Source organism: Rhodococcus sp. P4_C10, assembly GCF_056402135.1.
This window is the reverse complement of the sequence record NZ_JBFUHZ010000002.1, coordinates 13,568-39,056: the sequence shown is the minus strand read 5'-3', so window position 1 is coordinate 39,056 and position 25,489 is coordinate 13,568. Positions and strand designations below refer to the sequence as shown.

The 25,489-nt window shown below is 71.6% G+C and carries 20 protein-coding genes and 1 pseudogene; 8 read left to right on the top strand and 13 right to left on the bottom strand.

From position 1 onward, the window contains the following. Positions 1-16 precede the first annotated feature (16 nt). Positions 17-2,497: a helix-turn-helix transcriptional regulator gene (locus AC1DWC_RS01365; protein WP_477905482.1), complete on the bottom strand. Its 2,481-nt coding sequence runs from the start codon at positions 2,495-2,497 to the stop codon at positions 17-19. A 610-nt stretch (positions 2,498-3,107) separates the two neighbouring features. On the opposite strand from AC1DWC_RS01365, the gene AC1DWC_RS01360 reads away from it, so the two are divergent. From AC1DWC_RS01360 to AC1DWC_RS01340, 5 genes and pseudogenes are all read left to right on the top strand, one after another. Then, complete coding sequence (locus tag AC1DWC_RS01360; RefSeq protein ID WP_477905480.1) at positions 3,108-7,088, top strand: Pls/PosA family non-ribosomal peptide synthetase; 3,981 nt, start codon at positions 3,108-3,110, stop codon at positions 7,086-7,088. Further along, positions 7,085-7,759, top strand: coding sequence for a BPL-N domain-containing protein (locus AC1DWC_RS01355; protein WP_477905478.1), 675 nt, complete (start codon positions 7,085-7,087; stop codon positions 7,757-7,759). Before AC1DWC_RS01360 ends, AC1DWC_RS01355 begins: the two co-directional genes overlap by 4 nt. Positions 7,760-7,761: 2 nt before the next feature. Next, positions 7,762-8,409: pseudogene (locus AC1DWC_RS01350) on the top strand (heparan-alpha-glucosaminide N-acetyltransferase domain-containing protein); the annotation flags it as partial. 187 nt (positions 8,410-8,596) lie between these two features. Beyond that, positions 8,597-8,929, top strand: a complete 333-nt coding sequence (locus AC1DWC_RS01345; RefSeq protein WP_477905813.1) for a hypothetical protein — start codon at positions 8,597-8,599, stop codon at positions 8,927-8,929. After that, a complete protein-coding gene (locus AC1DWC_RS01340) occupies positions 8,926-9,702 on the top strand; it encodes a BPL-N domain-containing protein (protein WP_477905793.1) in 777 nt (258 codons plus the stop codon). The genes AC1DWC_RS01345 and AC1DWC_RS01340 overlap by 4 nt, the downstream gene beginning before the upstream one ends. A 6-nt stretch (positions 9,703-9,708) precedes the next feature. On the opposite strand, the gene AC1DWC_RS01335 is transcribed toward AC1DWC_RS01340, so the two are convergent. From AC1DWC_RS01335 to mutA, 4 genes are all read right to left on the bottom strand, one after another. Beyond that, on the bottom strand, positions 9,709-11,058 hold the full coding sequence (locus tag AC1DWC_RS01335; protein ID WP_477905476.1) for a serine hydrolase domain-containing protein: 1,350 nt from the start codon (positions 11,056-11,058) through the stop codon (positions 9,709-9,711). A 178-nt stretch (positions 11,059-11,236) separates the two neighbouring features. After that, positions 11,237-12,226: a methylmalonyl Co-A mutase-associated GTPase MeaB gene (gene meaB, locus AC1DWC_RS01330; RefSeq protein ID WP_477905474.1), complete on the bottom strand. Its 990-nt coding sequence runs from the start codon at positions 12,224-12,226 to the stop codon at positions 11,237-11,239. Beyond that, the gene (scpA, locus tag AC1DWC_RS01325) at positions 12,216-14,471 is read right to left on the bottom strand and encodes a methylmalonyl-CoA mutase (protein ID WP_477905472.1); all 2,256 of its coding nucleotides are present in this window, start codon (positions 14,469-14,471) and stop codon (positions 12,216-12,218) included. Before scpA ends, meaB begins: the two co-directional genes overlap by 11 nt. Beyond that, on the bottom strand, positions 14,468-16,381 hold the full coding sequence (gene mutA / locus AC1DWC_RS01320) for a methylmalonyl-CoA mutase small subunit (protein ID WP_477905470.1): 1,914 nt from the start codon (positions 16,379-16,381) through the stop codon (positions 14,468-14,470). The genes scpA and mutA overlap by 4 nt, the downstream gene beginning before the upstream one ends. 170 nt (positions 16,382-16,551) lie before the next feature. On the opposite strand from mutA, the gene AC1DWC_RS01315 reads away from it, so the two are divergent. Continuing rightward, positions 16,552-17,247 (top strand): TVP38/TMEM64 family protein, encoded by a 696-nt coding sequence (locus AC1DWC_RS01315; protein ID WP_477839809.1) that lies wholly within the window; start codon positions 16,552-16,554, stop codon positions 17,245-17,247. Here AC1DWC_RS01315 and AC1DWC_RS01310 read toward each other — a convergent pair. The 3 genes from AC1DWC_RS01310 to AC1DWC_RS01300 all read right to left on the bottom strand — a co-directional run bounded on the left by AC1DWC_RS01310 (position 17,234) and on the right by AC1DWC_RS01300 (position 19,783). Further along, positions 17,234-18,427 carry an SPFH domain-containing protein gene (locus tag AC1DWC_RS01310; RefSeq protein ID WP_477905468.1) on the bottom strand — a complete coding sequence of 398 codons (1,194 nt, stop codon included), beginning with the start codon at positions 18,425-18,427 and terminating at the stop codon, positions 17,234-17,236. The genes AC1DWC_RS01315 and AC1DWC_RS01310 overlap by 14 nt on opposite strands. 22 nt (positions 18,428-18,449) lie before the next feature. After that, positions 18,450-18,881: an NfeD family protein gene (locus AC1DWC_RS01305; RefSeq protein ID WP_477839813.1), complete on the bottom strand. Its 432-nt coding sequence runs from the start codon at positions 18,879-18,881 to the stop codon at positions 18,450-18,452. An 80-nt stretch (positions 18,882-18,961) separates the two neighbouring features. Then, the gene (locus AC1DWC_RS01300) at positions 18,962-19,783 is read right to left on the bottom strand and encodes a DUF3097 domain-containing protein (protein ID WP_477905791.1); all 822 of its coding nucleotides are present in this window, start codon (positions 19,781-19,783) and stop codon (positions 18,962-18,964) included. Positions 19,784-19,865: 82 nt separating this feature from the next. On the opposite strand from AC1DWC_RS01300, the gene AC1DWC_RS01295 reads away from it, so the two are divergent. Beyond that, a complete protein-coding gene (locus tag AC1DWC_RS01295) occupies positions 19,866-20,678 on the top strand; it encodes a hypothetical protein (RefSeq protein WP_477905466.1) in 813 nt (270 codons plus the stop codon). Between the two features lie 10 nt (positions 20,679-20,688). Here the strand turns inward: AC1DWC_RS01295 and AC1DWC_RS01290 are convergent, their stop codons facing one another. The 3 genes from AC1DWC_RS01290 to AC1DWC_RS01280 form a co-directional block, all read right to left on the bottom strand. Next, entirely contained in the window at positions 20,689-21,582 is an 894-nt protein-coding gene (locus tag AC1DWC_RS01290) for a class I SAM-dependent methyltransferase (protein ID WP_477905464.1), read from the bottom strand. Between the two features lie 133 nt (positions 21,583-21,715). After that, entirely contained in the window at positions 21,716-22,216 is a 501-nt protein-coding gene (locus AC1DWC_RS01285; RefSeq protein ID WP_477905462.1) for a hypothetical protein, read from the bottom strand. 97 nt (positions 22,217-22,313) lie between these two features. After that, positions 22,314-22,898 carry a TetR/AcrR family transcriptional regulator gene (locus tag AC1DWC_RS01280; protein WP_477905460.1) on the bottom strand — a complete coding sequence of 195 codons (585 nt, stop codon included), beginning with the start codon at positions 22,896-22,898 and terminating at the stop codon, positions 22,314-22,316. A 157-nt stretch (positions 22,899-23,055) separates the two neighbouring features. Between AC1DWC_RS01280 and AC1DWC_RS01275 the strand changes: the two genes are divergently transcribed. Next, entirely contained in the window at positions 23,056-24,390 is a 1,335-nt protein-coding gene (locus tag AC1DWC_RS01275) for a type I glutamate--ammonia ligase (protein WP_477905458.1), read from the top strand. A 16-nt stretch (positions 24,391-24,406) separates the two neighbouring features. Here AC1DWC_RS01275 and AC1DWC_RS01270 read toward each other — a convergent pair whose 3' ends face one another. Together AC1DWC_RS01270 and AC1DWC_RS01265 are read right to left on the bottom strand one after the other, a co-directional pair. Next, a complete protein-coding gene (locus AC1DWC_RS01270) occupies positions 24,407-24,733 on the bottom strand; it encodes a hypothetical protein (protein WP_477839825.1) in 327 nt (108 codons plus the stop codon). Between the two features lie 201 nt (positions 24,734-24,934). Continuing rightward, on the bottom strand, positions 24,935-25,456 hold the full coding sequence (locus tag AC1DWC_RS01265) for a nitroreductase/quinone reductase family protein (RefSeq protein WP_477905456.1): 522 nt from the start codon (positions 25,454-25,456) through the stop codon (positions 24,935-24,937). Positions 25,457-25,489 lie beyond the last annotated feature (33 nt).

Below are 25,489 nucleotides of genomic sequence, written 5' to 3'. Positions count from 1 at the left end.
GCACCCCGGCAGGCGCTCAGGCCAGGCCGCTCTCCCGCGCAACCCGGATCGCATCCGCCCGCGTGTGCACGCCGAGCTTGCGGTAGAGGGACTGCAGTTGGGTCTTCACCGTGTTCGGCGAGACGTACAGGCGCGAAGCGATTTCCGCGACGGTCGCCCCGTCCGCCATGGACCGGAGCACAGTCGCCTCCCGGGCCGTCAGGCTGACCCTCCGCACCGGGTCCGGGAACTGCGCCGCACGCTCCTCTGCCGTCAGCGCCCGCCACGCCTGCGGCGCGGGCAGCTCGGCCGACAGCGCGGCCACCGTGGCGGCCGGCACCGTGGTCAGCAGCCCGACCGCCCCGGTCTGCTCGACGAATGCGGCCACCCGGCGCCAGCCCCGGCCGGCGGCCGCCGCCTCCGCGAGGGCGAGCGACGCGGCCGACCCGAGCAGGACCGCCTCCATCCGGGTCCCCGTCCACGCGTCGCCGCGGTGCGCCAGCTCCTCGCATTCCACGGCGGCGGTGCCCGGGTTCCCGGATTGGAACTCGACCCGGGCCCGCGCCAGTGCCACCAGCGGGTGGGACCGGTACGTTCCCGCCACCGCTGCTCGCGCCTCGGTCGCGCGTCCCAGCGCGCAGCGGAGGTCCGCCTCCACCGCGGCCAGCAGCGGACCGGACACGCTCCCCGGCCTCAACCAGCGGCCGTACACCGCGACGGCCCGGCGCACCCGGTCCAGCCCCTCCTCCGCGGCACCCCGCGCCAGGTCCAGCCGGCACCGCGCGTAGACCGCGAAGCCCCAGAGCTCGTCGCGATCGGACAGGTCGTCGAGCTGGTCGAGGGCCCGCGCCGCCGACGCAGGGTCGAGGCGTCCCACCCCGACCAGCGCTCGAGCCACCAGAGCGGGAACCCGCACCATCGGCCCGACCCATCCGGCCGGCACCCCGAACCGGGCCTCGGCCTCGAGCCACTGGTCGGCGAGGCCGTACTCGCCGGTGAGCGCATAGTTCAGTGCGAGCGCCCCCGCCGCGTTGCGGGCGGCGAACTCGATGCCACCGAGCTCGCTGGTCCGGTACGCCCGCAGCAGATCGGTCGTCGACTCGCCGAGGTCGCCGGCGAGTTGCCGGGTGATACTCCACTGCAGCCGGAGCAGCGGCAGGATCTCGTCGACCTCGGACCGGTCCGCCGCCGCGGTGCCGGCGGCCAGGGCCGAGGTGTGAACGGCAAGGTCGACGGCGCGGCCGAACTCCCCGGCGAACCGCAGGACCATCATCTGGACCGTGTTCAGGATGAGGGTGTCGCGAAGCGAGAGCGGCGCCCGACTCCCCGCGGTGCGTCCGGCCGGCCCGGCCGCACCCGGATACGGGACCTCGACCTGGTCGGATCCCCAACGGACGAAGAGCTCACGGGCCGCCTTCACCGTGGGGAAGCCCTCGACCACCCACGGCGGCAGCGCGGTCAGGCTCTCCCGCAGCACCCTCGGCCGGGTGTGGATCATCTCCACCCAGTTTTCCTCCACGATCGACAGCGCGAGGTCCCACTGCTCCGCCTCGACCGCGTGCACCAACGCCTCGGGCAGGTCTCCGGACTGCTGGAAGTGGCGGGCCAGGACCGCGGACTCCGGGAGGCTCCGCCCACCGTGCTCCGCCCTGGCGGCCCGGACCAGCGCGGTCCGGACCGCCGGAGGGTAGACCCACTCGTCGATCTGCGGGCCCGCCGCACGCACCAGGACGCCGGCCCGCTCGAGGGTCAGGATGTGCGACCGGGCGCCGTCGCCGGTCAACGCCGTGGCGACGGCCACCGTCACAACGGCGGCGACCGAGGTCGAGAGCAGAAAGGGGCGAAGCGGCGCGAGCTCGGCGTCACCGAGGAACTGGTCGGCGACGTACCGGTCGACCGCGGCGTCGAGCGCCTCGGTCGAGCGGGCCCGCTCGACCTCGTAGTCGGCGCCGAACACGCGAGCCACGGCCAATGCGGACCTCACCAGCCCGGCGTGCCCACCCACCGCCGCGTGGATGCTGCGGTAGGTCCGCTCGTCGAGGGCCACGCCCGACCGGGCGAAGTACTCGGCCGTCTCCGACTCGGTGAAGGACAGCTCGGCACCGACGAGCACCGTCGCCTCGAGTTCCGCGGGCCAGTGGTCCGCGAACCCCGCGCCCCAGCGCGTCGTGACGATCACCCGGATGCCGGGCCGCGACCGCAGCAGTCCGAGAATCCCGGCCCGGTGGTCCGCCTCGCCGAGCAACTCGGGCAGGTCCAGGACGACCACCGTGCCCGCGCTCGGGTCGGCCCGACGCAGCAACTCGTCGACACACCGCCAGTAGTCGGCCGGGTCGAGGCCCGGGAGAGGTGCCGGGACCAGGACCGCGTGCAGGTGCGCCGCCGTGGGAGTCGCCAACCACGACTGCACGAGCGCGGACTTGCCGGAGCCCCGCGGGCCACCGATCACCGTGAGCGGGCGCCCCTCGTCCAGTCGGGCGAACAGCCGTGGGCGCGGCGCGACCGTCGGATCGGCCACCGACCCGGACCCAGCCCCAGACCTGACGACCTCACCACAGAACGTCTCGAACACCCTGCACCCCCCTCGGCCGGTCAACTGTGTGGTCGGGCGGGCGCGTCGTTCCGTTACCGCAAACCGGACATTCAGCGCATCACGACCCTCCACTCGAAGTTACCCGTGATGTCACTGGACGCAAACAGCACCCAAACTTCTGGGTGATCCAGGACACCCGCATTGGTCGAAACCGGGTGAAGACGAGGTTGAAATCTGCACCACACCGGATGACCCCGGGTCCGTCACATCACCCCCGACTGCCGATTCCGGCCGAATCCCAAGTCCTCGACGGAGGCGCATTCCACCCCAGCGCCGATGCCACCTGACGCCGTACAAAACTAGCCACACGCAGGCCCTTTGTCGCCAAACCCGGACCCGCGGTACGGATTTGGACGACCGTCCGGAAAGGGTCCACTCGGCCGCCGGGCCCGGGCGAGGCCAGCGGTCACCCATCAAGTGGGACGCCACCGGCACATCGGCGACGCCCAACCCCCGTGGTTCTATGGCCGTGCTGTTCGCCACAAAGTTAACCATCGAATAACTTTCGCCTGGGGGGGCCTCCTTGCACGAAGACATGACAGCACCGATGCGGCGGGTGGAGCCGAGCCCGGCCGGAGGGTCCGCCTTCCGGCCCCTCAGTCGTCGGCTCAACCATGTCTTCGAGGCCACCACCGACCTCACGCCCTCCGCCGTGGCGGTCGAATGTGGGTCCGTCCGACTGACCTACGCTCAGCTCGAGTTCCACGCCAACCAGCTGGCCCACCAGCTCACCGCGCTGGGCAGCGGGGTGGGGTCCCGGGTGGCGATCCTGCTCGAACGTTCGCCCGCCACGTACGTCGCGCTCCTCGGTGTGCTCAAGGCCGGCGCGGCCTTCGTGCCGATCGACCCGGCGTCGCCGGCCGACCGGATCGCGTACATAACCGAAGACGCCGGGGTGGACCTCGTCGTCACCACCGCATCGTTCGGGCAGACCCTGTCCACGCTGCACACCAACTGGCTCGAGCTCGACACCCAGGCCGCCGAGATCTCCGGCCAGCCCGGCACCCGGCCGGACCTCGAGATCCTGCACAGGGACCCGGCCGCCTACGTCATCTACACCTCCGGTTCCACCGGAAGGCCCAAGGGCGTCGAGGTCGCGCAGTCGAGCATCTGCAACTTCCTCGACGTGGTGCCCGACGTCTACGACGTGCAGCGCACCGACCGCGTGTACCAGGGCATGACCATCTCGTTCGACTTCTCCATCGAGGAGATCTGGCCCACCTGGGCCGTCGGGGCGACGCTGGTCGCCGGCCCCACCGACTCCCGCCGGCTCGGCGGCGAACTGGCGGACTTCCTCGACGACGCCGCGATCACCGTCCTGTACTGCGTGCCGACCCTGCTCGCGACCATCCCCCGCGACCTTCCCCGGCTGCGCAGCGTCCTGGTCGGCGGAGAGGCCTGCCCCCGCGAGATCGTCGAGCGCTGGGCGCGGCCGGGCAGGCGGATCCTCAACACCTACGGGCCCACCGAGGCGACGGTCACCGCGACCTGGTGCGAGCTGCTGCCCGGCCGCCCGGTCACCATCGGCGTACCGCTGCCCACCTACTCGGTTGTCATCCTCGACGAGGACCGGTACCCGGTCGCCGACGGTGAGGTCGGCGAGATCTGCATCGGCGGACCCGGCGTCGCCCGCGGCTACGTCGGCCGCCCGGACCTCACCGCGGACCGCTTCTTCCCGCATCCCTTCGCCGGACCCGGCGGACGCCTCTACCGCACCGGCGACCTGGGCCGCATCACCGACGACCGCGAGATCGAGTACCTCGGGCGCGCGGACAGCGAGGTCAAGATCCGCGGCCACCGCGTCGACCTCGGCGAGATCGAGAGCGTGCTGCTCGAGGACCCCGCCGTCGCCAGCAGCGTGGTCACCCTGGCCACCGTCGCCGGCTCCCAGCACCTCGCCGCCTACCTGGTGCTGCGGACCGGTTCGGCCCGCCAGGGCGGCTCCCCCGAACTGATCGAGCGCCTGCACCGGGAGGCGCACTCGCGCCTGCCCGACTACATGGTGCCCACGTTCGTCGACATCGTCGACGAGCTCCCGATGATGCCCAGCGGCAAGGTCGACCGGCCCCGACTGCCGGAGCCGACCGGACAGCGTCTGGCACTTGCGACCGGGCCCGTGGTGGCCGCCGCGTCGGACCTCGAGCGCACCCTCCAGGTGCTGTGGGCCGACCAGTTGGGCGTCGAGGCCGACGCCCTGTCCGTGGACGCGAACTTCTTCACCGAACTGGGTGGACATTCGCTGTTGGCCGCGCAGCTGGTGACCACGCTCCGTGAGCGCGGCGTCGACGACGCCCTCGGCATCCGGGACGTGTACGCAAACCCGACGGTCCGGGAACTGGCCGCCGCCCTGGCGCCCGCGGCCGGTCAGGCCGCGGTCGCGGCACCGCCGGTGGACAAACTGCCCCCGCGGGTGCCCCGTGGCCCGGAGGTGGCCCGGGCCGGCGGCGCACAGGGCGGGCTGCTGCTGCTCATCCTCCTGGTGGTCACCCTTCCCGTCTCGGTCGTCTACAGCCTGCACGACGGCCAGCCCTCCTTCGGCGCGCTGGTGGACCTACTCCTGGCAACCGTGCCGACGTATCTGCTGGTGCGCTGGGTACTGCCGGTACTGCTGGTCCGCCCACTCTCCCGCGGCATCAAGCCCGGCACCTACCCCCTGTGGGGCGCCACCTACCTCCGGCTGTGGATGGTCGAGCACCTGATGATGCTCTCGCCCATGCCGGTGCTGAGCGGGTCCCCGATGATGGCGAACTTCCTGCGTGCCACCGGCGCCGAGGTGGGCCGCGACAGCTACATCGGGACCAGTACGGTGCCCTTCCCCTCGATGGTGACCGTCGGCGACCACGCCTCGATCGGCTACAACACCGACCTCCGCCCGTGGCATGTCGCGAGCGGCTGGGTAGTGCTCGCGCCCATCGTGATCGGCGACCGCGCCTTCGTCGCCGAGAACTGCGTTCTCGAGCCCGGTTCCGAGATCGGCGACGACGCGATGCTCGGCGAGCAGTCCGCGCTCACCCGCGGCTGGCGGATCCCGAACGGTCAGCGCTGGATCGGTTCGCCGCCGTCCGAGGTGCCCGCGCTGAGCGAGGGCGTCGAGGCGATGCACGCCGCCGGACCCGCGCCGTGCTGGACCCGCCGACTGACCGCCGCTGCCTGGGGCGGCCTGGCCCTGCTGGAACTGCTGGCCATCGCGACCATCGTGCCCAGCCTCGTCATGGTCTGGGCCGTGCTGCTCGAGTACGGCATGATCGCCGCACTGCTCGCGACGCTGCTGTCCGGCGCCGTCTACGTGCTCACCGTCTGCGCCGTGGTCGCAGGCGGCAAGAAGCTGATCCTGCCGAATCTGCCGGCGGGCGAGTACCCCGCCGCGTCCGGCCTCGGGATCCGGAAGTGGATGACCGACAAGCTCTTCGAGATGAGCCTGACCTACAACAATTCGCTCTACGCCACCCTGTACACGGCACCGTGGCTGCGCCTGCTCGGCGCCCGAGTCGGGGCCGGCGCCGAGGTCTCGACGGTGGCGCACATCGACCCGGACCTGCTCACCATCGGCGACGAGAGCTTCGTGGCCGACATGGCCAGTCTCGGTGGGGCGACGGTCTGCAACGGCCGAATGCTGTTCGAGCACACCGAGGTCGGGACCCGAGCGTTCGTCGGCAACGCCGCCATGCTGCCGAGCGGGACCCGCACCGGCGACGGCTCGCTGATCGGCGTGCTCACGGTGCCGCCCGCCGGCGGCGTGCCGCCGGACACATCCTGGCTCGGCTCGCCCGCGATCTTCCTGCCGGCCCGTCAGGACAGCGGCGACTTCGACGACTCCGAGATCTTCAGCCCGGGCCGGGACGTCGTCGCCCACCGGCTCTTCATCGAGTTCTTCCGGATCACCCTGCCCGCCACCGTGGTCGGGGTCAGCCTGTACTTCTACCTGCTCGGCCTGTCCCAGTTCGCCCGCAACACCGGCATGTTCGTGACCGTCGTCGTCGCCCCGCTGCTGGCGCTGGCGACGGCGTACGGCGTGGTGCTCTACGCGGCCGCGGTGAAGCGGAACATGGTGGGCACCTACGTGCCCCGCGTCGAGCCGCTGTGGGCGAAGTTCGTCCGTCGCGCCGAGTTCGCGACCGGTGTGTACGAGGCTGCCGCGGTACCGGTGCTGCTGCACCAGCTGATGGGCACCCCGTTCCTGCCCCCGCTGCTGCGCAGCTTCGGCGCCACCATCGGCCGCCGCGCCTGGATCGGCACCACCTACCTCACCGAGTTCGACCTGGTCCGGATCGGCGACGACGCCACCGTCGGGGCGGGTGTCTCACTGCAGACCCACCTCTTCGAGGACCGGGTGATGAAGATGTCCACGGTCACGGTCGACGACAGCGCCACCGTCGGCACTCGCTCGATCGTCCTCTACGACGCGGTTGTCGGCGACGGCGCCGAACTCGATGCGTTGTCGCTGCTGATGAAGGGCGAGCAGTTGCCACCGCACACCCGGTGGCACGGGATCCCGGCGCAGGGAGTCCGCTCGTGACCACCCGTCGTCCGCTCGCGCTGGTCTACCGCGGCGGGGCCACCGAGCCCGGCTGCCCCGAGTCCGTCGCGTCGCTGCTGCGCCGCAGTCGGTGGAACTTCGACATCCACTACGTGGGGCCCCGGGAGGAGATCAAGCTCACCCGCGCGGCCCTCGGCGTGGCGACCGTCTACGCGCAGCCCGGCGGCGCCACCCTGGGACCGGCCTGGCGGCGGATGCGTCGGCACCGGGACACCATTCGCGACTTCGTCTCCGGAGGCGGCCGCTACCTCGGCTTCTGCCTGGGCGGTTACCTGGCCGGCGCCACCCCGGGCTTCGACCTGCTACCCGGCGACACCGACCAGTACATCGCCTCCGCCGGGGCGGCCGTGGCCTCGACCGACGCCACCACCGTCGAGGTGCGGTGGCGCGGATACCGTCAACCCCTCTATTTCCAGGACGGACCCATGTTCGAGCTGAACGCGGCCCCCGCCGCCCCCGTCGAAGTCATCGCAAACTACGCCAACGGGCAGGTGGCCGCGCTCGCCACCCACTTCGGTTCGGGCCGGGTCGGCGTCGTCGGCCCGCACCCGGAGGCCGATGCCGACTGGTTCGCCGACTCCGGCCTGCGCACACCCGAGTCCACCGGCGTCGCCGCCGGGCTGGACCTGATCGACGCGGTGATGTGCTGACCATGAGCGTCACTCCGGACACCGCGGCCGTCTCGCAGCCGACCGTCGCTCCCCCGACCCGCAGGGCCTCGCGCCTCGTCGGCGTCGACGCCACCCGCGGGCTGGCGGTCCTGGGCATGATCGCCGTCCACTCCCTCAACGAGTACGACGACGCCGGCGAACCCACCTGGATGTTCTCGCTCGCGGCCGGTCGCGCCGCGGCCGTCTTCGCGGTGCTCGCCGGGGTGAGCATCGCGTTCATCTCCCGGCGTCGCCGCCTGCATCGCGGCCCCGAGGCGACCGGGATCAGCGCGTCGCTGGCCGCCCGGGCGGTCGTGATCGGACTGATCGGACTGTCCCTGGGATACACCGACATCGAGTTCGGCGTGGTGATCCTGACCTACTACGCGGTCATGTTCCTCCTGGCCATCCCGCTGATCTACCTCTCGACCCGGACGCTGCTGGTGTCGACGGTCGCCGCCGGACTGCTGCTGCCGGTTCTCAGTCAGGCGCTGCGGCCCCACCTGCCCGAGTTCCTCGACGAGCAACTGAGCTTCGGGGCGCTGTTCTCCGATCCCCTCGGCGTGCTCTCGACGCTCGTCCTCACCGGCGAGTTCCCCGCGTTGGTCTGGATGACGTACGTGGGCGCGGGCATCGTGGTCGGCCGGCTCACCCTGACCTCGATCCGCGTCGCGGCGGGCCTGGCCGGTACGGGCGTCGCGCTGATGCTCGGTTCCGCGGGGGGGGGGGGGGGCCCACGGCACCGTCCCCACCACCACCTGGTGGTGGCTCGCGGTCGACGGCCCGCACACCGGCACCCCGCTGGACCTGGCCGCGACCATCGGCAGCACCCTGGCCGTGCTCGGGGTGGCCCTGCTGCTCGGCCACGTCACGCGCCGGTACCTCGCGCTGGCCGTCCGGGTGCTGTTCGTCCCCCTGGCCGCCGTCGGCAGCCTGTCGTTGACGGCCTACGTCGGCCACATCATGTTCGTGAACTCGGACTTCGACGTGTACGGACCCTGGTCCGGCTACCTGCGCCAGGTGGTGGTGATGATCGCCCTGGCCATCGTCTGGAAGGCCACCGCCGGCCGCGGCCCGCTCGAGGGACTGGTCACCGCCGTGACCAGCCGGGTGCGCCGCCGCACCGAGGACTGGGCCCGGCGCCGGTCCGCCGCGAACGGCCCGGCGTGAGTACCGGGCGTAAGCAGCTGACCCGGCGGCGGTTCCTGCTCGGTGCCGGGACGGCGGCGATCGGCGGCGCCGCCGCCGGCTGGGCACTTCACGAGCGGTCCGACGATCGACCGGTGGCACTGGTGTACCGGGGGAAGGCGTCCTGCTCGGGCTGCTCCGAGGCCGTCGGGCGGCTCCTCGAATCGGCGCCGGACCCGTTCCGGGTCGTCTACTGCGGACCGGACGAGGACGTCGAGCTGACCGCGGAAGCGCTCGCCGGCGCCGCCGTCTACGCCCAGCCCGGCGGGGGTGAGGTGCGTCCGGCGTGGCGCCGGATGCGCTCGCACGCAGCCGACATCCGGGCCTACGTGCACGGCGGCGGCAACTACCTCGGCTTCTGCCTGGGCGCCTACCTCGCCGGGACCGACCCCGGTTTCGACCTGGTGCCCGAGGCCGTGCACCGCTACCTCGGGACAGCCGGCTCGGAGGTGCAGGACACCGACGACACCGTGATCGAGGTGGACTGGCGCGGCGAGCGGCGGCACATGTTCTTCCAGGACGGCCCGGAGTTCACCGGCGACTGGGTCACCGCCCCGGAGACCACCGTGCTGGCGCGGTACCGGACCGGGACCGCCGCGGCCGCCGTCACAAGTTACGGCGCCGGCCGGGTCGGGCTGGTGGGACCGCACCCGGAGGCCGACGAGAGTTGGTACCGCGGACCCGGACTGACCAACCCCGACGGCATCCGGTTCGACCTCGGTCACGACCTGGTCGCCGCGACCGTCGCGCGCTGACCGGTGTCAGCCGGTGGGGCTGACGGCGGGTGTCGGCGCCACGGACAACCCCGTGTAGATCTCGTCGAGAACCGTGGGCAGCAAGGCATTTGCCGTGGTCCTGCCGTCGGGCGAGAGGGTCAGGTTCGTCCAGATCACCAGCGTCACGTCGTTGTCCGGGTCGTGACCGATGAAGGAGTTGAAGCCCGGAATCTCGCCGCCGTGGTAGTACATCGCGGCGTTCGGCCCGAAACGCTGGTACGTGATGCCGTAGCCGTACTGCCGGCCGTCGGGTGAGCTCGGGTCCTCCGGCTGCAGACTGTGGAGCCACTGCTGCTGGTGGTCGGCGTCGAAGACCTTGCCCGACACCAGCGCTCGGGTCCACGTGGCCAGGTCGTCGGCCGTGGAGATCACCGCCCCGGCGGCGGTGGCGTAGGACGGGTTCTGGTGGGTGTAGTCGAGGGGTTGCAAGGACCCGCTGCGTGCGGCGGCCTGCAGGTCGGCGGGGTACGGCTTGTCGACCATCGCGTAGGACGTGTCGCCGTACATGTAGCCGTGCGAGTAGTGCTCCGGCAGCGAGTTGTCCTCGGCCGCAGGCAACGACGTCCGCCCCAGCCCGAGCGGGCCGAACAGCCGGTCCTGCAACTGCTGGGCCAGCGGGCGGCCGCCGACCTTCTCCGCCACCAGGCCCAGCAGCGCGTAGTTGGTGTTGCTGTACTCGAATGCCGTGTCCGGCGGAAACCCCGGCGGGTGCCGGAAGGCGATGTCCAGCACCTCCTGGGGTGTCCAGACCCGTGCCGGGTCGGCGTCCAGGGCCGCCGACAACTCCGGCGCGTCCGTGTAGCCGTAGAGCCCGCTGCGCATCTTCAGCAGCTCCGAAATGGTGATGTTGTCGCCGTCGGGCACGTCCGGCACGTAGGCGGACACCGGGTCGTCGAACCGGAGCTTGCCGTCCTGGGCCAGCAGCACGATCAGCGCCGCCGTCATGGTCTTGGTGTTCGACGCGACCCGGAAGTGGGTGCCGGTGTCCGGCGGGGTCTGCGCGCCCAGCTCGGTGGTGCCGACGACCGCGTCGAAGGTGCCCTGAGGGGTGCGGAGCTGAACCACCGCGCCGGGCACCATCAGCACCTCGGCGGCGGCCGTCACCGCCGCCTGAAATGCGGCCGGGTCGATCGGCTTCAGCGCGGCCGATGCCGGCGCGGAGGCGGTGGACGCGACGGATCGCGACGAACTGGTGGTGTCCGACGTGCCCGAACAGCCGGCGATCGCCAGCGCGGCGCACGACGTGAGGACCGCGAGTCGGGTGGCGCGTGCGTGCCGGAGGCGAAGCCCGCCATGACGGGGGCTCGGGCTGTGGTCCTTGCGGGAAACCCTCATGGTCGGCACTTCCGCCTCTGCCCCGGGCCGAGTACCGCGCCGATGAGCGGTACCTGGTGGGTCGACCTCGCGGGCGCCGTAATCCTACCGCGGCGACCCCACAGATCCGGTGCGGAGCGCCTCTGACCTGCACCGGAGCGATTCGGCCGGGCACAAAACGGCCCGGCCGAACCCACCGTCAGCTGTCGAACGCGTCCAGGATCCGGTGCGCGGCGAGTGCCGCCGTCAGCGAGCCCTCCCGCACCTGCTGCTCCACGTCGTGGCGGATCGACTTGACCTTCGCGTCGTCGTCGAGCCGGCGCAGCAGCTGGTCGTGGACCATGGACCAGGTCCAGTCCACCTGCTGTTGCTGCCGCTTGCGCTCGAGTTCCCCGGCGTCCCCGAGCACCTTCCGGTGCCGCAGGACCTCGTCCCAGAACTTGTCGACGCCGTCGTTCTCGAGGGCACTCATGGTGAGCACCGGCGGCTTCCACAACGCGTCGTGCGGGTAGATCAGCCGCAGCGCCCCGGCCAGTTCCCGGGCCGCACCCTTCGCCTCGATCTTGTGCTTGCCGTCCGCCTTGTTCACCGTGACGATGTCGGCCAGCTCGAGCACGCCCTTCTTGATGCCCTGCAGCTGGTCGCCGGTGCGGGCGAGGGTCAGGAACGTGAAGGTGTCGACCATGTTCGCCACCGTGACCTCGGACTGCCCGACGCCGACCGTCTCGACCAGGATCACGTCGTAGCCGGCCGCCTCGAGCAGCACGATGGTCTCGCGGGTCGCCTTCGCGACGCCGCCGAGGGTGCCGGACGTCGGCGAGGGGCGGATGTACGCGTTGGGCTCCACCGAGAGGTTCTGCATCCGGGTCTTGTCGCCCAGGATCGAACCGCCGGTCCGCGTCGAGGACGGGTCGACCGCCAGGACCGCCACCTTGTGCCCCAACGAGAGCAGGTACATCCCGAGCGCCTCGATGGTGGTCGACTTGCCCACCCCGGGCACACCGGTGATGCCGACTCGGATGGCACCACCGGCGTGCGGGAGCAGGCGCAGCAGCAGCTGCTGCGCCTGCTCCCGGTGATCCGCCCGGGTCGACTCGACGAGGGTGATGGCCTTGGCGAGCTGAGCCCGCCGGTCGGCCAGCACCGCGTCGCCGAGTGCGGTCAGGTCCAGGACCGGCCTAGCTGCCACTCAGATCGTGCCCCAACTGTGCCGACAGCTTCTCGAGCAGTCCGGTGGCCGCGTCCGCGATCACCGTGCCGGGCGGGAAGATGGCGGCTGCGCCGGCCTGGTACAGCTCCTCGAAGTCGCCGGGCGGGATGACGCCGCCGACCACGACCATGATGTCGGGGCGGCCCACCGCGGCGAGCGCCTCCCGCAGCGCCGGCACCAGGGTGAGGTGTCCGGCGGCCAGGGAGGAGACACCGACGACGTGCACGTCGGCGTCGGCGGCCTGGTTGGCCACCTCTTCGGGGGTCTGGAACAGCGGTCCGACGTCGACGTCGAAGCCGAGGTCGGCGAAGGCGGTGGAGATCACCTTCTGGCCGCGGTCGTGTCCGTCCTGACCCATCTTGGCGACCAGGATGCGGGGACGACGACCCTCGGCCTCGGCGAACGCCTCGACGAGTTCGGTTGCGGTAGCGATGTTCTCCGCCTTTCCGGCCTCGTCCCGGTACACACCGCTGATGGTCCGGATCTCGGCCTGGTGACGCCCGTAGACCTTCTCGAGCGCGTCGGAGATCTCCCCGACGGTGGCCTTCGCGCGGGCCGCGTTCACGGCGAGCGCGAGCAGGTTGTTCTCCATGCCGCCCTCGGCGGACGCAGCCGCCCGGGTGAGCTCGGCGAGCGCGGCCTGCGTCGCGGCCTCGTCCCGCTCGGCCCGCAGCGCCGCGAGCTTCGCGAGCTGCTCCGCACGCACCTTGGAGTTCTCGACCTTGAGCACCTCGATGCTGTCCGGCTCGTCCGGCACGTACTTGTTGACGCCGATCAGCGGCTGGCGGCCGGAGTCGATCCGGGCCTGGGTGCGGGCCGCGGCCTCCTCGATGCGGAGCTTCGGGATGCCCTCGCTGATGGCCTGCGCCATGCCGCCGGCCTCCTCCACCTCGGCGATGTGCGCACGCGCACGGTTCGCCAGCTGGTGGGTGAGCCACTCGACGTAGTGCGATCCGCCCCAGGGGTCGATCGGCCGGGTGGTGCCGGACTCCTGCTGCAGCAGCAGCTGGGTGTTACGCGCGATGCGAGCCGAGAAGTCGGTCGGCAGCGCGATCGCCTCGTCGAGCGCGTTGGTGTGCAGCGACTGGGTATGCCCCTGGGTCGCGGCCATCGCCTCGACGCAGGTCCGCCCGACGTTGTTGAACACGTCCTGCGCGGTCAGCGACCAGCCGGAGGTCTGCGAGTGGGTACGCAGCGAGAGCGACTTCGCGCTCTTGGGCTCGAACTTCTCGACCAGCTCGGCCCACAGCAGGCGGCCGGCACGCAGCTTGGCCACCTCCATGAAGAAGTTCATGCCGATGGCCCAGAAGAACGACAGCCGCGGTGCGAACTTGTCGATCTCCATGCCCGCGTCCAGGCCGGCGCGGATGTACTCCACGCCGTCGGCGAGGGTGTACGCCAGCTCCAGGTCGGCCGTCGCGCCGGCCTCCTGGATGTGGTAGCCGGAGATGGAGATCGAGTTGAACTTCGGCATCTTCGCGCTGGCGAAGGCGAAGATGTCGGAGATGATCCGCATCGACGGCTTCGGCGGGTAGATGTAGGTGTTGCGGACCATGAACTCCTTCAGAATGTCATTCTGAATGGTTCCGGCGAGCTGCTCGGGCGTGACGCCCTGCTCCTCGGCCGCGACGACGTACAGCGCGAGAATCGGCAGCACCGCGCCGTTCATCGTCATCGACACCGACACCTGCGACAGGTCGATCCCGTCGAAGAGCTGACGCATGTCGAGGATCGAGTCGATGGCCACACCGGCCATGCCGACGTCGCCGGCGACGCGCGGGTGGTCGGAGTCGTAGCCGCGGTGCGTCGCGAGGTCGAACGCGACCGACAGGCCCTTCTGTCCCGACGCCAGGTTGCGGCGGTAGAAGGCGTTCGACTCGGCCGCGGTGGAGAAGCCGGCGTACTGGCGAATCGTCCACGGCTGGTTGACGTACATGGTCGGGTACGGGCCACGCAGGAACGGCGCCGCGCCCGGGAAGCTGTCGAGCGGGTAGCCCTCGGCCTCCGCCGCGTCACGGTCGGCCTTGGTGAAGACCGGCTTGACGTCGATGCCCTCGGGGGTGGACCACACCACCTCGTCGGCGGTGTAGTTGTTCGCTGCCGCCGCCTCCGCGATGTGCGCGGCGGACTGGTCCGGGGTGGGCGGCTGCGGGGCGGGCGCGGCCGGGTCCGTCAGCGGGACGTCGGCGAAGCTGCCGATCAGGTGGCCGACGCGGCTGGTCATTTCACTCCCAAGGTGTCAAGCAGGCCGGACAGGGCCGACACTGCGTCGATACGAGCGGTGAGGAAGCCGTCGGGGCGGTCGGAACCCTCCGCGTCGGCAAAGGTCTTCTCGGGACCGGCGAGCAGCACCGTCTCGATGCCGGCCGCGCGCAGCGCGTCGACCGCGGGCACACCGTCCGTGCCGTAGCGCTTGTCGGTACCGCAGAGCACCGCGACCGTGGTGCCCGCGTCCCGCACGACGCCCGGCAGGGTGCCGAGGTCGAGGGTGCCCGGGTTGACGGCCTCGATGCCGCCGGAGGCCAGGAGGTTCGACGCGAAGGTGGTGCGGCCGTTGTGCTCGGCCACCGAGCCGAGCGCGGCGAGCAGCACCTTGGGCCGCGAGCCGTTCTCCGCCAGGTAGCTGTCGGATCGGGTGCGGAGCGCCTCGAAGGCGGCGCCGTAACGGGCGACGTCGTCGAGCGGGGCGCTCGCACCGACCGGCAGCGGCTTCTCGTCGAGGTTCGGGAACTCGTTGACGCCGGTCACCGCGGTCTTGCGGTGCGCGATGTCGGACTCGCGGGCCGCGCGGGTGACCGCGATCCGGTCCGCGACCAGCCCGGACTCGAGCGCCGCGGCGAACCCGCCGTCGGCCTCGATCTGCTGGAAGAACTCCCAGGCCTTGGCCGCGATCGAGGCGGTCAGGTCCTCGACGAACCAGGAGCCGGCGGCGGGGTCGAGGACCCGGCCGAGGTGCGACTCCTCGAGCAGCAGCAGCTGGGTGTTGCGGGCGATGCGAGCGGCGAAGGACTTGGAGGTCTCCAGCGTGCCCGCCGGCACCGCGGCGTCGAACGGCAGCACGGTCACCGAGTCGGCACCGCCGACGCCGGCGCCGAACGCGGCGAGCGTGGTGCGGAGCATGTTCACCCACGGGTCCCGCTGGGTCATCATCGCGGCCGAGGTGACGGCGTGCTGAGGGGCGCCGCCGAACTCGGATGCGCCACACACCTGCGCGATCCGGGCCCACAGCTGGCGTCCGGCCCGGAGCTTGGCGATGGTCTGGAACTGGTCGTCGGAGGCCGAGAACCGGAACTCGACCTGGCCCAGCGCCTGCGAGATCGTCAGACCGGCGGGGGCATCGCCCGTCGCTGCGGCCGCCCCGGCCGTCAGGGCCCGCAGGTACTCGAGCCCGGCCGCGATGGCCGCGCCCAGCTCCTCCGCGTCGCTGGCGCCCGCGTTGTGGAACACGGTGCCGTCGACGGTGAGCGCGCGGACGGTCTCGTCGCGGCCCGCGGCGGTCTGCGCGAGTGCCACGGCGGCGGCGAGGTCCACGTCGGCCCGGTCGGCGAACCGACTCGTCAGCGGCGCGGCGCCCAGGCTCACGGTGACCGCGGCCCGGTCGGTGACGCCGTCACCGGCGGCGGCCCGCGCATCGAGCAGCGCGAGGACCTGCTCGGCCGCGGCCGCGGTGTCCGCGCCCGCGTCGAGGGTCAGCGGCGCGAGGTCCAGGAGTACGCCCTCGAGCGCCTTCGCCACGCCGGTGGCGGGCAGCGCGTCGGTGCCGACGCTGAGCCAGACGGCGCTGATGCCGTTCTCCAGGCCGTCGAGGATCGTCTGGTTGGTGGCGGCGGGATCCGACTCGCCGGCACCGAACGCCGCGCTGACGAGCCAACCCCGGTTCACGTCACGGTGTGCGTCGCGGCCGCGGACGAACGGGAACTCGCCCGGCAGGGCGGTCTCGGCGGTCTCGTCACGGCGCGTGTACAGCGGCGCAATGGTGACGCCGTCGTAGGTCGGGGTGTCGAGGAGCCGTTCCGGCTCCGCGGGCAGCTCGGACACGTCCACCCGGCGGGCCTTCGCGAGCACCGCCGCCACCGCCTGCTGCCACGCCGCGTAGTCGCGGGCAGCCGATTCGGCCTGTGAAGCGTGTGACACTGGAGCTTGTGACACGGTGTCTGCTTCCTCTCGGTTATTCGGGCACAGTCATTGTCCCGTGATGCTAGCGGCCCCCGAAACGGCCGCGATCGCGCGTACCTAATTACCGCTCAGTAACATTGACGCCGGTGGGTGAGCCGCCCGGACGGCGCCAGGTAGCCTGGGCAATCGTGACAAGGTGGCTGCGTGACCCGAAGCTGATCGGGGCGTTGCTCCTGTTGCTCGCCCTCGCCGTGGCGGCGGTCCTCGTCCCGCATCCGTCGATCGACCAGATCCGCGAGTGGGCCGACTCGGTCGGCCCCGCCTTCCCCTTCGTCTTCCTGGCGGTACACGCGGTCGTGACCATCGCACCGGTCCCCCGCACCGTCTTCACCCTCGCCGCGGGCGTGCTGTTCGGCGCGCTGACCGGCATCCTGCTGGCGGTGGCCGCGACCACGCTCAGCGCCGCCCTCGCCCTGCTGCTGGTCCGCGCGGTGGGCCGCGACGTGGTCGCCGCCCGGCTGACGCATCCCGCGGTGCAGAAGGTCGACGACCGACTGGCCCGGCGCGGGTGGCTGGCGGTCGGCTCGCTGCGGCTGATCGCGCCGGTCCCGTTCTCGGTGGTCAACTACTGCGGCGGGGTGTCGTCGATCAGGTTCTGGCCGTTCGTCCTCGCCACCCTGGTCGGGGTGGTGCCCGGCACCATCGGCGTGGTGGTGCTCGGCGACGCCCTCGGCGGACGGACCAACCCGGCCCTGCTGGCGCTCTCCGGCGCCTGCATCGCGGTCGGTCTGCTGGGCCTGGTGCTCGACACCCGAATGCCCGTGCCGGGCACCACCGTTCCGCTGTCGGAGTCGGAAGTACCGACCGCCGTCAGGAAGGATTGAGCGGGTCCACCAGCAGGTCCATCGCCGGCTCGGAGGACGGGTTCGGCTGAGCCGGAGGTTCGACCTGTTGGTGCTGCGGCGCCGGCGCATCCACCGACTTGTGCGCCACCGCCTCGGCCGCCGCCACCGCGCGTGCCACCGACGGGTCGCTCGCGTTCTCGAACCAGCTCGCGACCTCCTCCGAGTCGTCCACCGGCGGCGCCGCGTCGTCCGTGGCGCTCGGCTCGTAGCGGAACACCCCGTCGTCGCCGGGCGCACCGAGCGTCTTCGCGAACCCCTTGAGGGCGTCACCGAAGTCGCTGGGCAGCAGCCACACCTTGTTCGCGTCGCCCTGCGCCATCTGCGGCAAGGTCTGAAGGTACTGGTAGGCAAGCAGTTCCGGAGTTGGCTTGCCGGCCTTGATGGCCGCGAACACCTTCTCCACGGCCTTCGCCTCGCCCTGCGCCTGCAGGTACTTCGCGGCCCGCTCACCCTCCGCGCGCAGGATGCGGGACTGCCGCTCGCCCTCGGCGGTGAGGATCGACGCCTGCTTGGCGCCCTCCGCGGCGAGGATGCGGGACTGCTTGTCGCCCTCCGCAGTCTTGATCGCGGACTCCCGATGGCCCTCGGCAGTGAGGATGGTGGCCCGCTTCTCGCGGTCCGCCTTCATCTGCTTCTCCATCGACTCCTGGATCGACGGCGGCGGGTCGATGCTCTTGAGCTCGACGCGGGCGACGCGCAGGCCCCAGCGTCCGGTGGCCTCGTCCAGCACGACGCGGAGCTGGCCGTTGATCGAGTCCCGCGAGGTGAGGGTCTCCTCCAGCGTCATCCCGCCCACCACGTTGCGCAGTGTGGTGGTGGTGAGCTGCTCGACACCGACGATGTAGTTGTTGATCTCGTACACCGCGGCCTGCGGGTTGGTCACCTGGAAGTAGACGACGGTGTCGATCGAGACCGTCAGGTTGTCCTGGGTGATCACCGGCTGCGGCGGGAAGGACACCACCCGCTCACGCAGGTCCACCTTGGCGCGGATCCGGTCCACGAACGGCACCAGGAAGGTCAGCTGCCCGGACACCGTGCGCACGTACCGTCCGAGGCGCTCGATCACCGCCGCCTCGGCCTGCGGGACGATCGCGACGGACTTCGCCATCGTGATCACCACCAGCACGACGATCACTGCAAGAACGATGAGTGCGGCCACTGTCACAACTCTCCAGACATTTCTAGGGTCCCCTCCACACGACGGCGGTCGCGCCGTCGATCTCCATCACGGTCACGGTGGTGCCGGGCAGGTACACCTCGGTCGGGTCGAGCGCGCGAGCGGTCCACACCTCGCCGCCGAGTTTGATCTGGCCGCCGTGCTCCGCGACCTCCGCCAGCACCGTCGCCTTCTTGCCCGGCAACGCCTCGACGTTGGTGGCCAACAGCGGCGGCTTGGCGAAGCGGCGCAGCAGGGCCGGTCGCACGCCGAGCACGAGGACCAGCGAGGTCAACGCGAAGATCACCGCGTCCGCCCACACGGGCAGGTCGGTCACGCTGGTGACCCCCGCCGTCGCGAGGGCGCCGCCGGCCAGCATGAGGAGGAAGAAGTCCCCAGTCATCGCCTCGGCCCCTGCGAGCAAAACGCCTGCAACCAGCCAGATTATCGCCGCCACGAGTCCATCTAACCAGAATCCGGCGCCGAGCCGGTGGGCTCGCGACGCCGCCCCCGGTCACCCCTCGGCGAGCGACCCGGTCACCCCTCGGCGACCGGCTCGGTGACGAAGTCCACCAGACGCTCGACCGCCCCGATCAGCGGCGCCTCGAGGTCGCGGAAGCTCGACACCGCGCCGTAGACGCGCCGCCAACCGTCCTGCGGAGTCCCCCACCCGAGTTCCCGGCAGATGCCGGTCTTCCAGTCCTGTCCCCGCGGGATCTTCGGCCAGGCCTGGATGCCGACGGCCTTGGGCCGCACCGCTTCCCACACGTCGATGTACGGGTGACCGGTGACCAGCACGTGCGGGCCGAGGTTCTGCGTCATCCGCGACTCCTTCGAACCCTCCACCAGGTGGTCGGCCAGTACGCCGACCTTCCGGCCGGGACCGGGGCCGAACTCGGCCAGCCGGTCGGCCAGGTTGTCCAGGCCCTCGAGGTGCTCGACCACGACGCCCTCGACCCGGAGGTCGTGGCCCCAGACCCGTTCGACCAGCGCCGCGTCGTGGATGCCCTCCACCCAGATCCGGCTGGGCAGCGCGGTGCGGGCCCGCAGACCCTCGACCCGGGTGGACCCGGACGCCGAGCGGGCCGGGGCGGCCTTCTTGACCGCGGTCGGCCGGACCAGCGTGACGGCCTTGCCGTCGATCAGGAAGGACGCCTCCCGCATCGCGAACAGCCGGGTCTGCCTGCGCCCGTCCTCGAGCCGGACGAAGTCGCCGTCGTATGTCTTCTCCATCCCGACCACGGCCCCGCAGTACCCGGTGGCCGCGTCCTCCACGACCAGCCCCTTGTCGGCGGGGACCCGGGGCGCCGCCGGACGGTGACGCCTGGTGTGGCCGGAGAAGATGTTGCCGCCGTACATGTCGCGTGAAGTCACGGACCATCACGCTAGGACACCCGCTCGGTTCGTCCGAGCCCGCCACGCCGACCTATGCTGGATTACCGTGTCCTGTCCGAGTACCACCCTGGCCGTGTGGGCCGCCTCCTGGCTTGCCGGCTCCAGTTCGCCGGACGACGTCATCGACGCCGTACAGGCCTGGGCGCCGATGCATCTGGTCGGCGCCGCCGACGCCGAGGTCTCGGTGCAATGGGACCTGCCGTGGCCCGATCCCGAGGACGCGGGGCCCGTGCTGTTGCTGCGCGCGGTGCGGCAGGTGTCCGAGCGGGACCGCGAGGCGTCGATCGCCCTCGTGCTGCCCGCACCCGGCGACGTCCGCGGGCTGCCACCCGGAACCGCCTTCGCCGGCGCCGCCGTCCAGGCCGGCGAGGGCGTGCTGGTCGGCGCCCACGGCCGCGCCGGAATCGGCATCGTGCCGTCGGTGGAGGGACCGGACGTGTTGCGGTGGACGGTCTTTCCGGTGCCGGCGATTCCCGTCCCGGCCGAGCAGACCGGCCTCGGCGAGGCCGAGTACGCGCTGCGGCAGGCGGTCCGGGAGGCGGCGGACGCGTTGGCGTCGATGCGCGGCGGGTTCGCACCGGGAGAGGACGACCCGCGGGCCCGGATCGCCCGACTGCTCGCGGAGTACGCCCACCACGGCTACCCCGGCGCCATCCCGGACCGGGCCCTGCGGATCTTCGACACGGCCGACCAGGTGGCCGCGATCCTGACCGTCGCGGGCGACGCCGGCGGCCGGGCACAGTCCGCGGCCGGGGCCGCGGCCCGCGAGGACACCCTGCGTCCGCTGTGGTCCGCGGTGCGCGCGGCGCGCCTCGGCGCCGCGGGCGCGAGCATGCGCGCGGTGCTGCCGCGCACGTGAGCGGTTCGGCCTACTTCACCGCGGTCAGGTACGTCGACTTCCGGGTCAGGTCGGCGAGGTCCTCGGGGAGCTCGGGGACCGGCCGGCCGTAGTCGGCGGCCAGCTCGAGCGGGTTCGCCAGCGACACCGTCCACCCGCGCCCGGTCAGCCACTGAACCGGATCTGCCCGCTCGTCCTGGTAGAAGAGCTCGGCAATGTCCATGTCGCCGAACGGGTTCTGGGGGAAGTACTTCTCCCGCAGCTCCGCGAAACGCTTGATGTCGGTGCCCGCGCCGAATCCGTCGACCGCGAGACGACTGCCCGGGCCGGAGAGCTCGTCGATCCGCTCGAACAGCGCATCGTGCGCCGCGCCGGGCAGGTACGGCAGCAGTCCTTCCGTCGACCACGCCGTGGGCCGGGCCGGGTCGAAACCCGCGGCCACGAGGGCGGCCGGCCAGTCCTCTCGCAGGTCGACGGCGACCGCACGCCGATCGGCCTTCGCCCGGGCACCGTGTTCGGCGAGCACCTCGCCCTTGAACTCGAGCACCTTGGGCTGGTCCACCTCGTACACCGTCGTGCCCGCCGGCCAGTCGAGCCGGTACGCCCGGGCGTCCAGTCCGGCGGCCACGATCACCGCCTGCCGAATCCCGGCCGTCGCAGCGGAGGTGAAGAAGTCGTCGAAGAATCTCGTCCGCAGCCCCATGAACCCGGGGAAGAAGAACGGCGTGTTCTCGAGCGGCGACGGGTCGGCCAGCAGTCCGGTGAAATGCGACTCGCCCGCCGCTTCGACGAACCACCGCGCACACTCGTCCCGGATCAGGGCGTCGGGCCTGGCCGTCTCCAACGCCCGGAATGTCGCCACACCCAACGCGGTGAGACCGACGCTGCTGACGATGTCCCAGGTGTCCCCGTCGGTCCGCATCATCACCGAAATGCCTCGCAATCCGTGTCGGCAGACTCGGCTGGGCGACTGCTCAACCGCGCTGAACGACCAGGCAGGGCGGCGGCAACAGGTACTGCGAGTGCGGCACGACCTCACCGGCCGACAACCGACGATTCTACGCCCGGGCCCCGGGCTCCCCGCGGTCCATCGCGATGTGCCGGTCGATGCGGATGTGCTCGTCGAGCGTCGGATACCGCAGCCCGGTGTCGCGACCGTAGTCGCGTTCGCGCAGCCAGCCGTAGACGTCCCCCCAGAGCCAGACCCCGCCGGAGACCGTGTTGAACGGCACCGGGAACGGCGCGGTCCGGTGCCGTTCGCCGCGCACCCACTGCCCCACCGCCTGCCGGGTCACCCCGGCCCGGTCCGCGATGTCCTGACGCGTCACCAGGTCCGGATGTGTCCGATGCGGCCGCACCCCGTGCGCCGTCAGGCGCTCGACCACGTCGGCGGCGGTGGTTACGGCGCGCATCCCCTCGGCGGTCATGGTCAGCAGTTGCAGCCCGTTCGCCTCATGGGCCCGTGAGCCGAGGTCGGCCGCCAGCGTGTGCTCGCGGGAGACGGTCAGCAGCGGCACCAGGAAGGTGAACTCGTAACGGTGGTAGAGGTCGACGTGCACCCCGTGAAGGTAGGCGGCCGCGGGCGCTTTCGCCCAACTGTGCTCGGGACCGGCGGCGACCGGTGTCGGTGACGCTTCCCGGTCGGGTGCGCGGTCGTCAGCCCTCGTCCCGGAGGCGCAGCTCGAGCAGTGCCCTGAGCTGCGTGCGGGCGTCGTCGAGTGGTCGCGGTGACTTCGTCGCGCGGCAGAGGACTACCGCGCCCTCCACCGCGCCGACGGTGAACCGCGCCAGCGACTCGGCCGCGTCGGCCGCCAGTCCGCGCTCGAGAAGCGCCGCGGCCAGCTGGGCGCACCAGACGGTGAACGCCGTCCCGGCCGCGGACACCACACCGGGCAGGTCGGGGCCGGCGAGCGCCGCGGCGACCACCGGGCACCCGGCCTCGAAACCGTCGCGCTCCAGCGCGCGCTGCCACCAGTCGACCAGCCCGTCGACCAGTCCCTCGACGCCGCCGTCCTCGTACAGCGACCCGAGCAGCGCCGACATCCGTTCGCCCGCGGCGAGCGTGGACGCCTCGACCAGTTCGGCCTTGCCCCCGTGGAAATGCTGGTAGATCGAGTTGCGGGCCGCGCCGCTGTGGGCGAGCAGTTCCGAGACTCCGGTGCCGTGTACACCGCGCACACCAACCATGGCGACAGCGGAGTTCACCAGTCGCTCGCGGGGACCCAGTCCGGTCTCCGTCATCTGTACCCCCAGGTCAATGCGTGGACCGATCGTTATAGACCGATCATTCCATGGATATCGGACGCCGGTGGACCGGTCGGTCCAAGGCTGCCGGAATTCGCCGCGGGTGGGACACTCGGGAGCGCGACACCGAGCCACCCGACGAGACGAGACGCCCATGCTCTCCGTCCCACGTTCGCCGAGCACGACCGGCACCCCGCTCGACCCACGGGATCGGGTGATCGGCTCCGTGGTGGACATGAGCGGCATCTCCCGGGCGAAGGTGATGCCCGCCGCGCGCCTGTCCACGTTCGCGTCGGCGGGGGCCGGCGCCTCCCCGAGTTGGTGCGTATTCTGCGTCGACGACCACATCGCGTTCACGCCGTCCTTCTCGGCGGTCGGCGACCTCCGGCTCCGGATCCGCGCCGACCAACTGCGCGACCTCGGGCAGGGTTCGCACTGGGCTCCGGCGGACCTCGTCGATCAGGACGGGAGCCCCTACGGGGCCTGCCCCCGCAGCGCGCTCCGCCGGGCAGTGCACCGGCTCGCCGAGGTGGACCTCGAGGCCTGCATCGGGCACGAGATCGAGTTCTGCCTCTTCGACGCGCTGCCCGCCGACGAGTGGTCGGCCTACGGGCTGACCGCAGCCCTCGCCGCGGAGTCGTTCGTCCGGGACCTCGTCGAGGCGGCGGACCGGGCCGGACTGGCGATCGAACAGGTCCACGCGGAGTACGGGCCGAACCAGTTCGAGGTCTCCCTGTCCCCGACCGACCCCGTCTCCGCGGCCGACGACTCGGTGCTGGCCCGCATCCTCGTCAGCAGGGCGGCACGAGCCCACGGGATGCGCGCCTCGTTCTCGCCGCTCCCCACCCTCGACGGCGCCGGGAACGGCGCCCACCAGCACCTCTCGCTGTCCCGGCGGGGTCGACCGGCCCTGTCCGGCGGCGACGGCCCGCACGGACTGACGGCCACCGGACGTGGCGCCGTCGCCGGCCTCGTCCGGGCCCTGCCCGCGCTGATGCTCGTGCTGGCCGGGTCCACGCTCTCGCACCACCGACTGCGGCCGAACACGTGGGCGGGCGCCTATGCCTGCTGGGGGCTCGAGAACCGGGAGGCCGCCGTCCGGCTGTGCGCCGACACCCCCGGCAATCCGCACGGCGCCCACCTCGAGGTGAAGCCGATCGACCCGTCCGCCAACCCGTACCTCGCGAGCACCGCGGTCCTCGGCGCCGCGCTGGCCGGCATCGCGACGGACCTGCCGCTGCCCGCCGAGGTGACCGTCAACCCGGACCAGCTCAGCGAGGAGGAGCGGCGCGCGCTCGGCGTCGAGGCGCTGCCCACCGAACCCGACGAGATGCTCGACCGGTTCCGGTCGTCCCGGCTGGCGGGGGAACTGTTCGACCCCCTCGTACTGGAGGCGTTGTACGCCGTCAGGAACTACGAGCTGACCGAGTACCGGGACAGGCCGCCGCTGGAGGTCGTCGACCGACTCCGCTTCGCCTGGACGATGTGACCGCCGGCGGCCGTCACTACCCGTCCGGCGAGGACGGGAACGTGTAGATCCGACACCCGCTCATGTTGGCCGTGGACACGACGCTCTCGGCGCGAGTCGCGTCGCCCTGCCGGTTCAGGTTGTTGGCCAGGGCCGCCTGGTCGTCACAGAAGGGCTGGTCCTTGGGGTCGTCCGTCTTGTTGCTGATGAACTTGTCCGACGGCGTGGCGGTGGCGCTGGGGGCGGCGGTCGTCGTGGTGCTCTGCGCTCCCGCGAGCGGTGTGGTGCCGGTCGGCACCACACCGGAGAACTGCGTGACGGCGGCGATCGCGAGGAACGCTGCCGCGGCGAGACGACGGGTCATGAATTGCTCCCCCGGCTACGGCGTGGACGAGGTGATGACATCATCATGCACCGAGGCGCGCCCCAATACCACCCCCGACGTGCAGAAACGTGAGATAGGAGCAGTTCCAGTCAGCCGCACCGTCGTGAAGTCGCCGCTGGCTCAGCGCGACGTGAGGGGCACCTTCGGACAAGGGACGCAGTCAGGTCCGGCGCTGCGGATCTACTGCCGCCCTTTGGCAGCCTCGCTGCGGGAGAGCCTGAAGACGGGGATCTGCCGCCCGATCGGCGCAGTCCTGACCCGATAGTCGTGGTACCCGGCGAAGACCCGCTCGGCGAGCGCGTACAAACGCTCGTGCTCGTCGGCCCCGGTGATCGCCGTCGCCACGAATCGCTCGCCGCCGAGTTGGCACTCCGGGTGCGCAATCAGGTTGTAGTACCAGTGGGGGTGTCTCGCTCCACCGTAGTTGGACGCGATCAGGATCGGATCGCTCCCGTCGTGGAAGTAGGACACCTGCACCTCGCGAGGCAGACCCGACTTGGCGCCGGTGGTCCTGAGTGGCGCCGACGGGACCGACCAGTCCCGTGACGGCAGGCGCCCGCCGGTGACGCGGTACACCCACGGGTCGGTGCGGGAGGCGATCTTGCGCACGTAGAGCTGTCCGATGCGGGAGCGCCCGAAGCGTTCCGTGGCCTTGTACACCGGGCCGTGCTTCTTGGCCGGATCGACGTATCGCAGCGGCATCCTCAGATCATACGCCCAGGTCAGACCCCTGCA

Bases quoted from the DNA above. Each gene is read 5' to 3' on its own strand.
- AC1DWC_RS01360 (WP_477905480.1), top strand. From the start codon at position 3,108: ATGACAGCACCGATGCGGCGGGTGGAGCCGAGCCCGGCCGGAGGGTCC.
- AC1DWC_RS01335 (WP_477905476.1), bottom strand. From the start codon at position 11,058: ATGAGGGTTTCCCGCAAGGACCACAGCCCGAGCCCCCGTCATGGCGGG.
- scpA (WP_477905472.1), bottom strand. From the start codon at position 14,471: ATGACCAGCCGCGTCGGCCACCTGATCGGCAGCTTCGCCGACGTCCCG.
- AC1DWC_RS01300 (WP_477905791.1), bottom strand. From the start codon at position 19,783: ATGTACGGCGGCAACATCTTCTCCGGCCACACCAGGCGTCACCGTCCG.
- AC1DWC_RS01290 (WP_477905464.1), bottom strand. From the start codon at position 21,582: ATGATGCGGACCGACGGGGACACCTGGGACATCGTCAGCAGCGTCGGT.
- AC1DWC_RS01280 (WP_477905460.1), bottom strand. From the start codon at position 22,898: ATGACGGAGACCGGACTGGGTCCCCGCGAGCGACTGGTGAACTCCGCT.
- AC1DWC_RS01275 (WP_477905458.1), top strand. From the start codon at position 23,056: ATGCTCTCCGTCCCACGTTCGCCGAGCACGACCGGCACCCCGCTCGAC.
- AC1DWC_RS01270 (WP_477839825.1), bottom strand. From the start codon at position 24,733: ATGACCCGTCGTCTCGCCGCGGCAGCGTTCCTCGCGATCGCCGCCGTC.
- AC1DWC_RS01265 (WP_477905456.1), bottom strand. From the start codon at position 25,456: ATGCCGCTGCGATACGTCGATCCGGCCAAGAAGCACGGCCCGGTGTAC.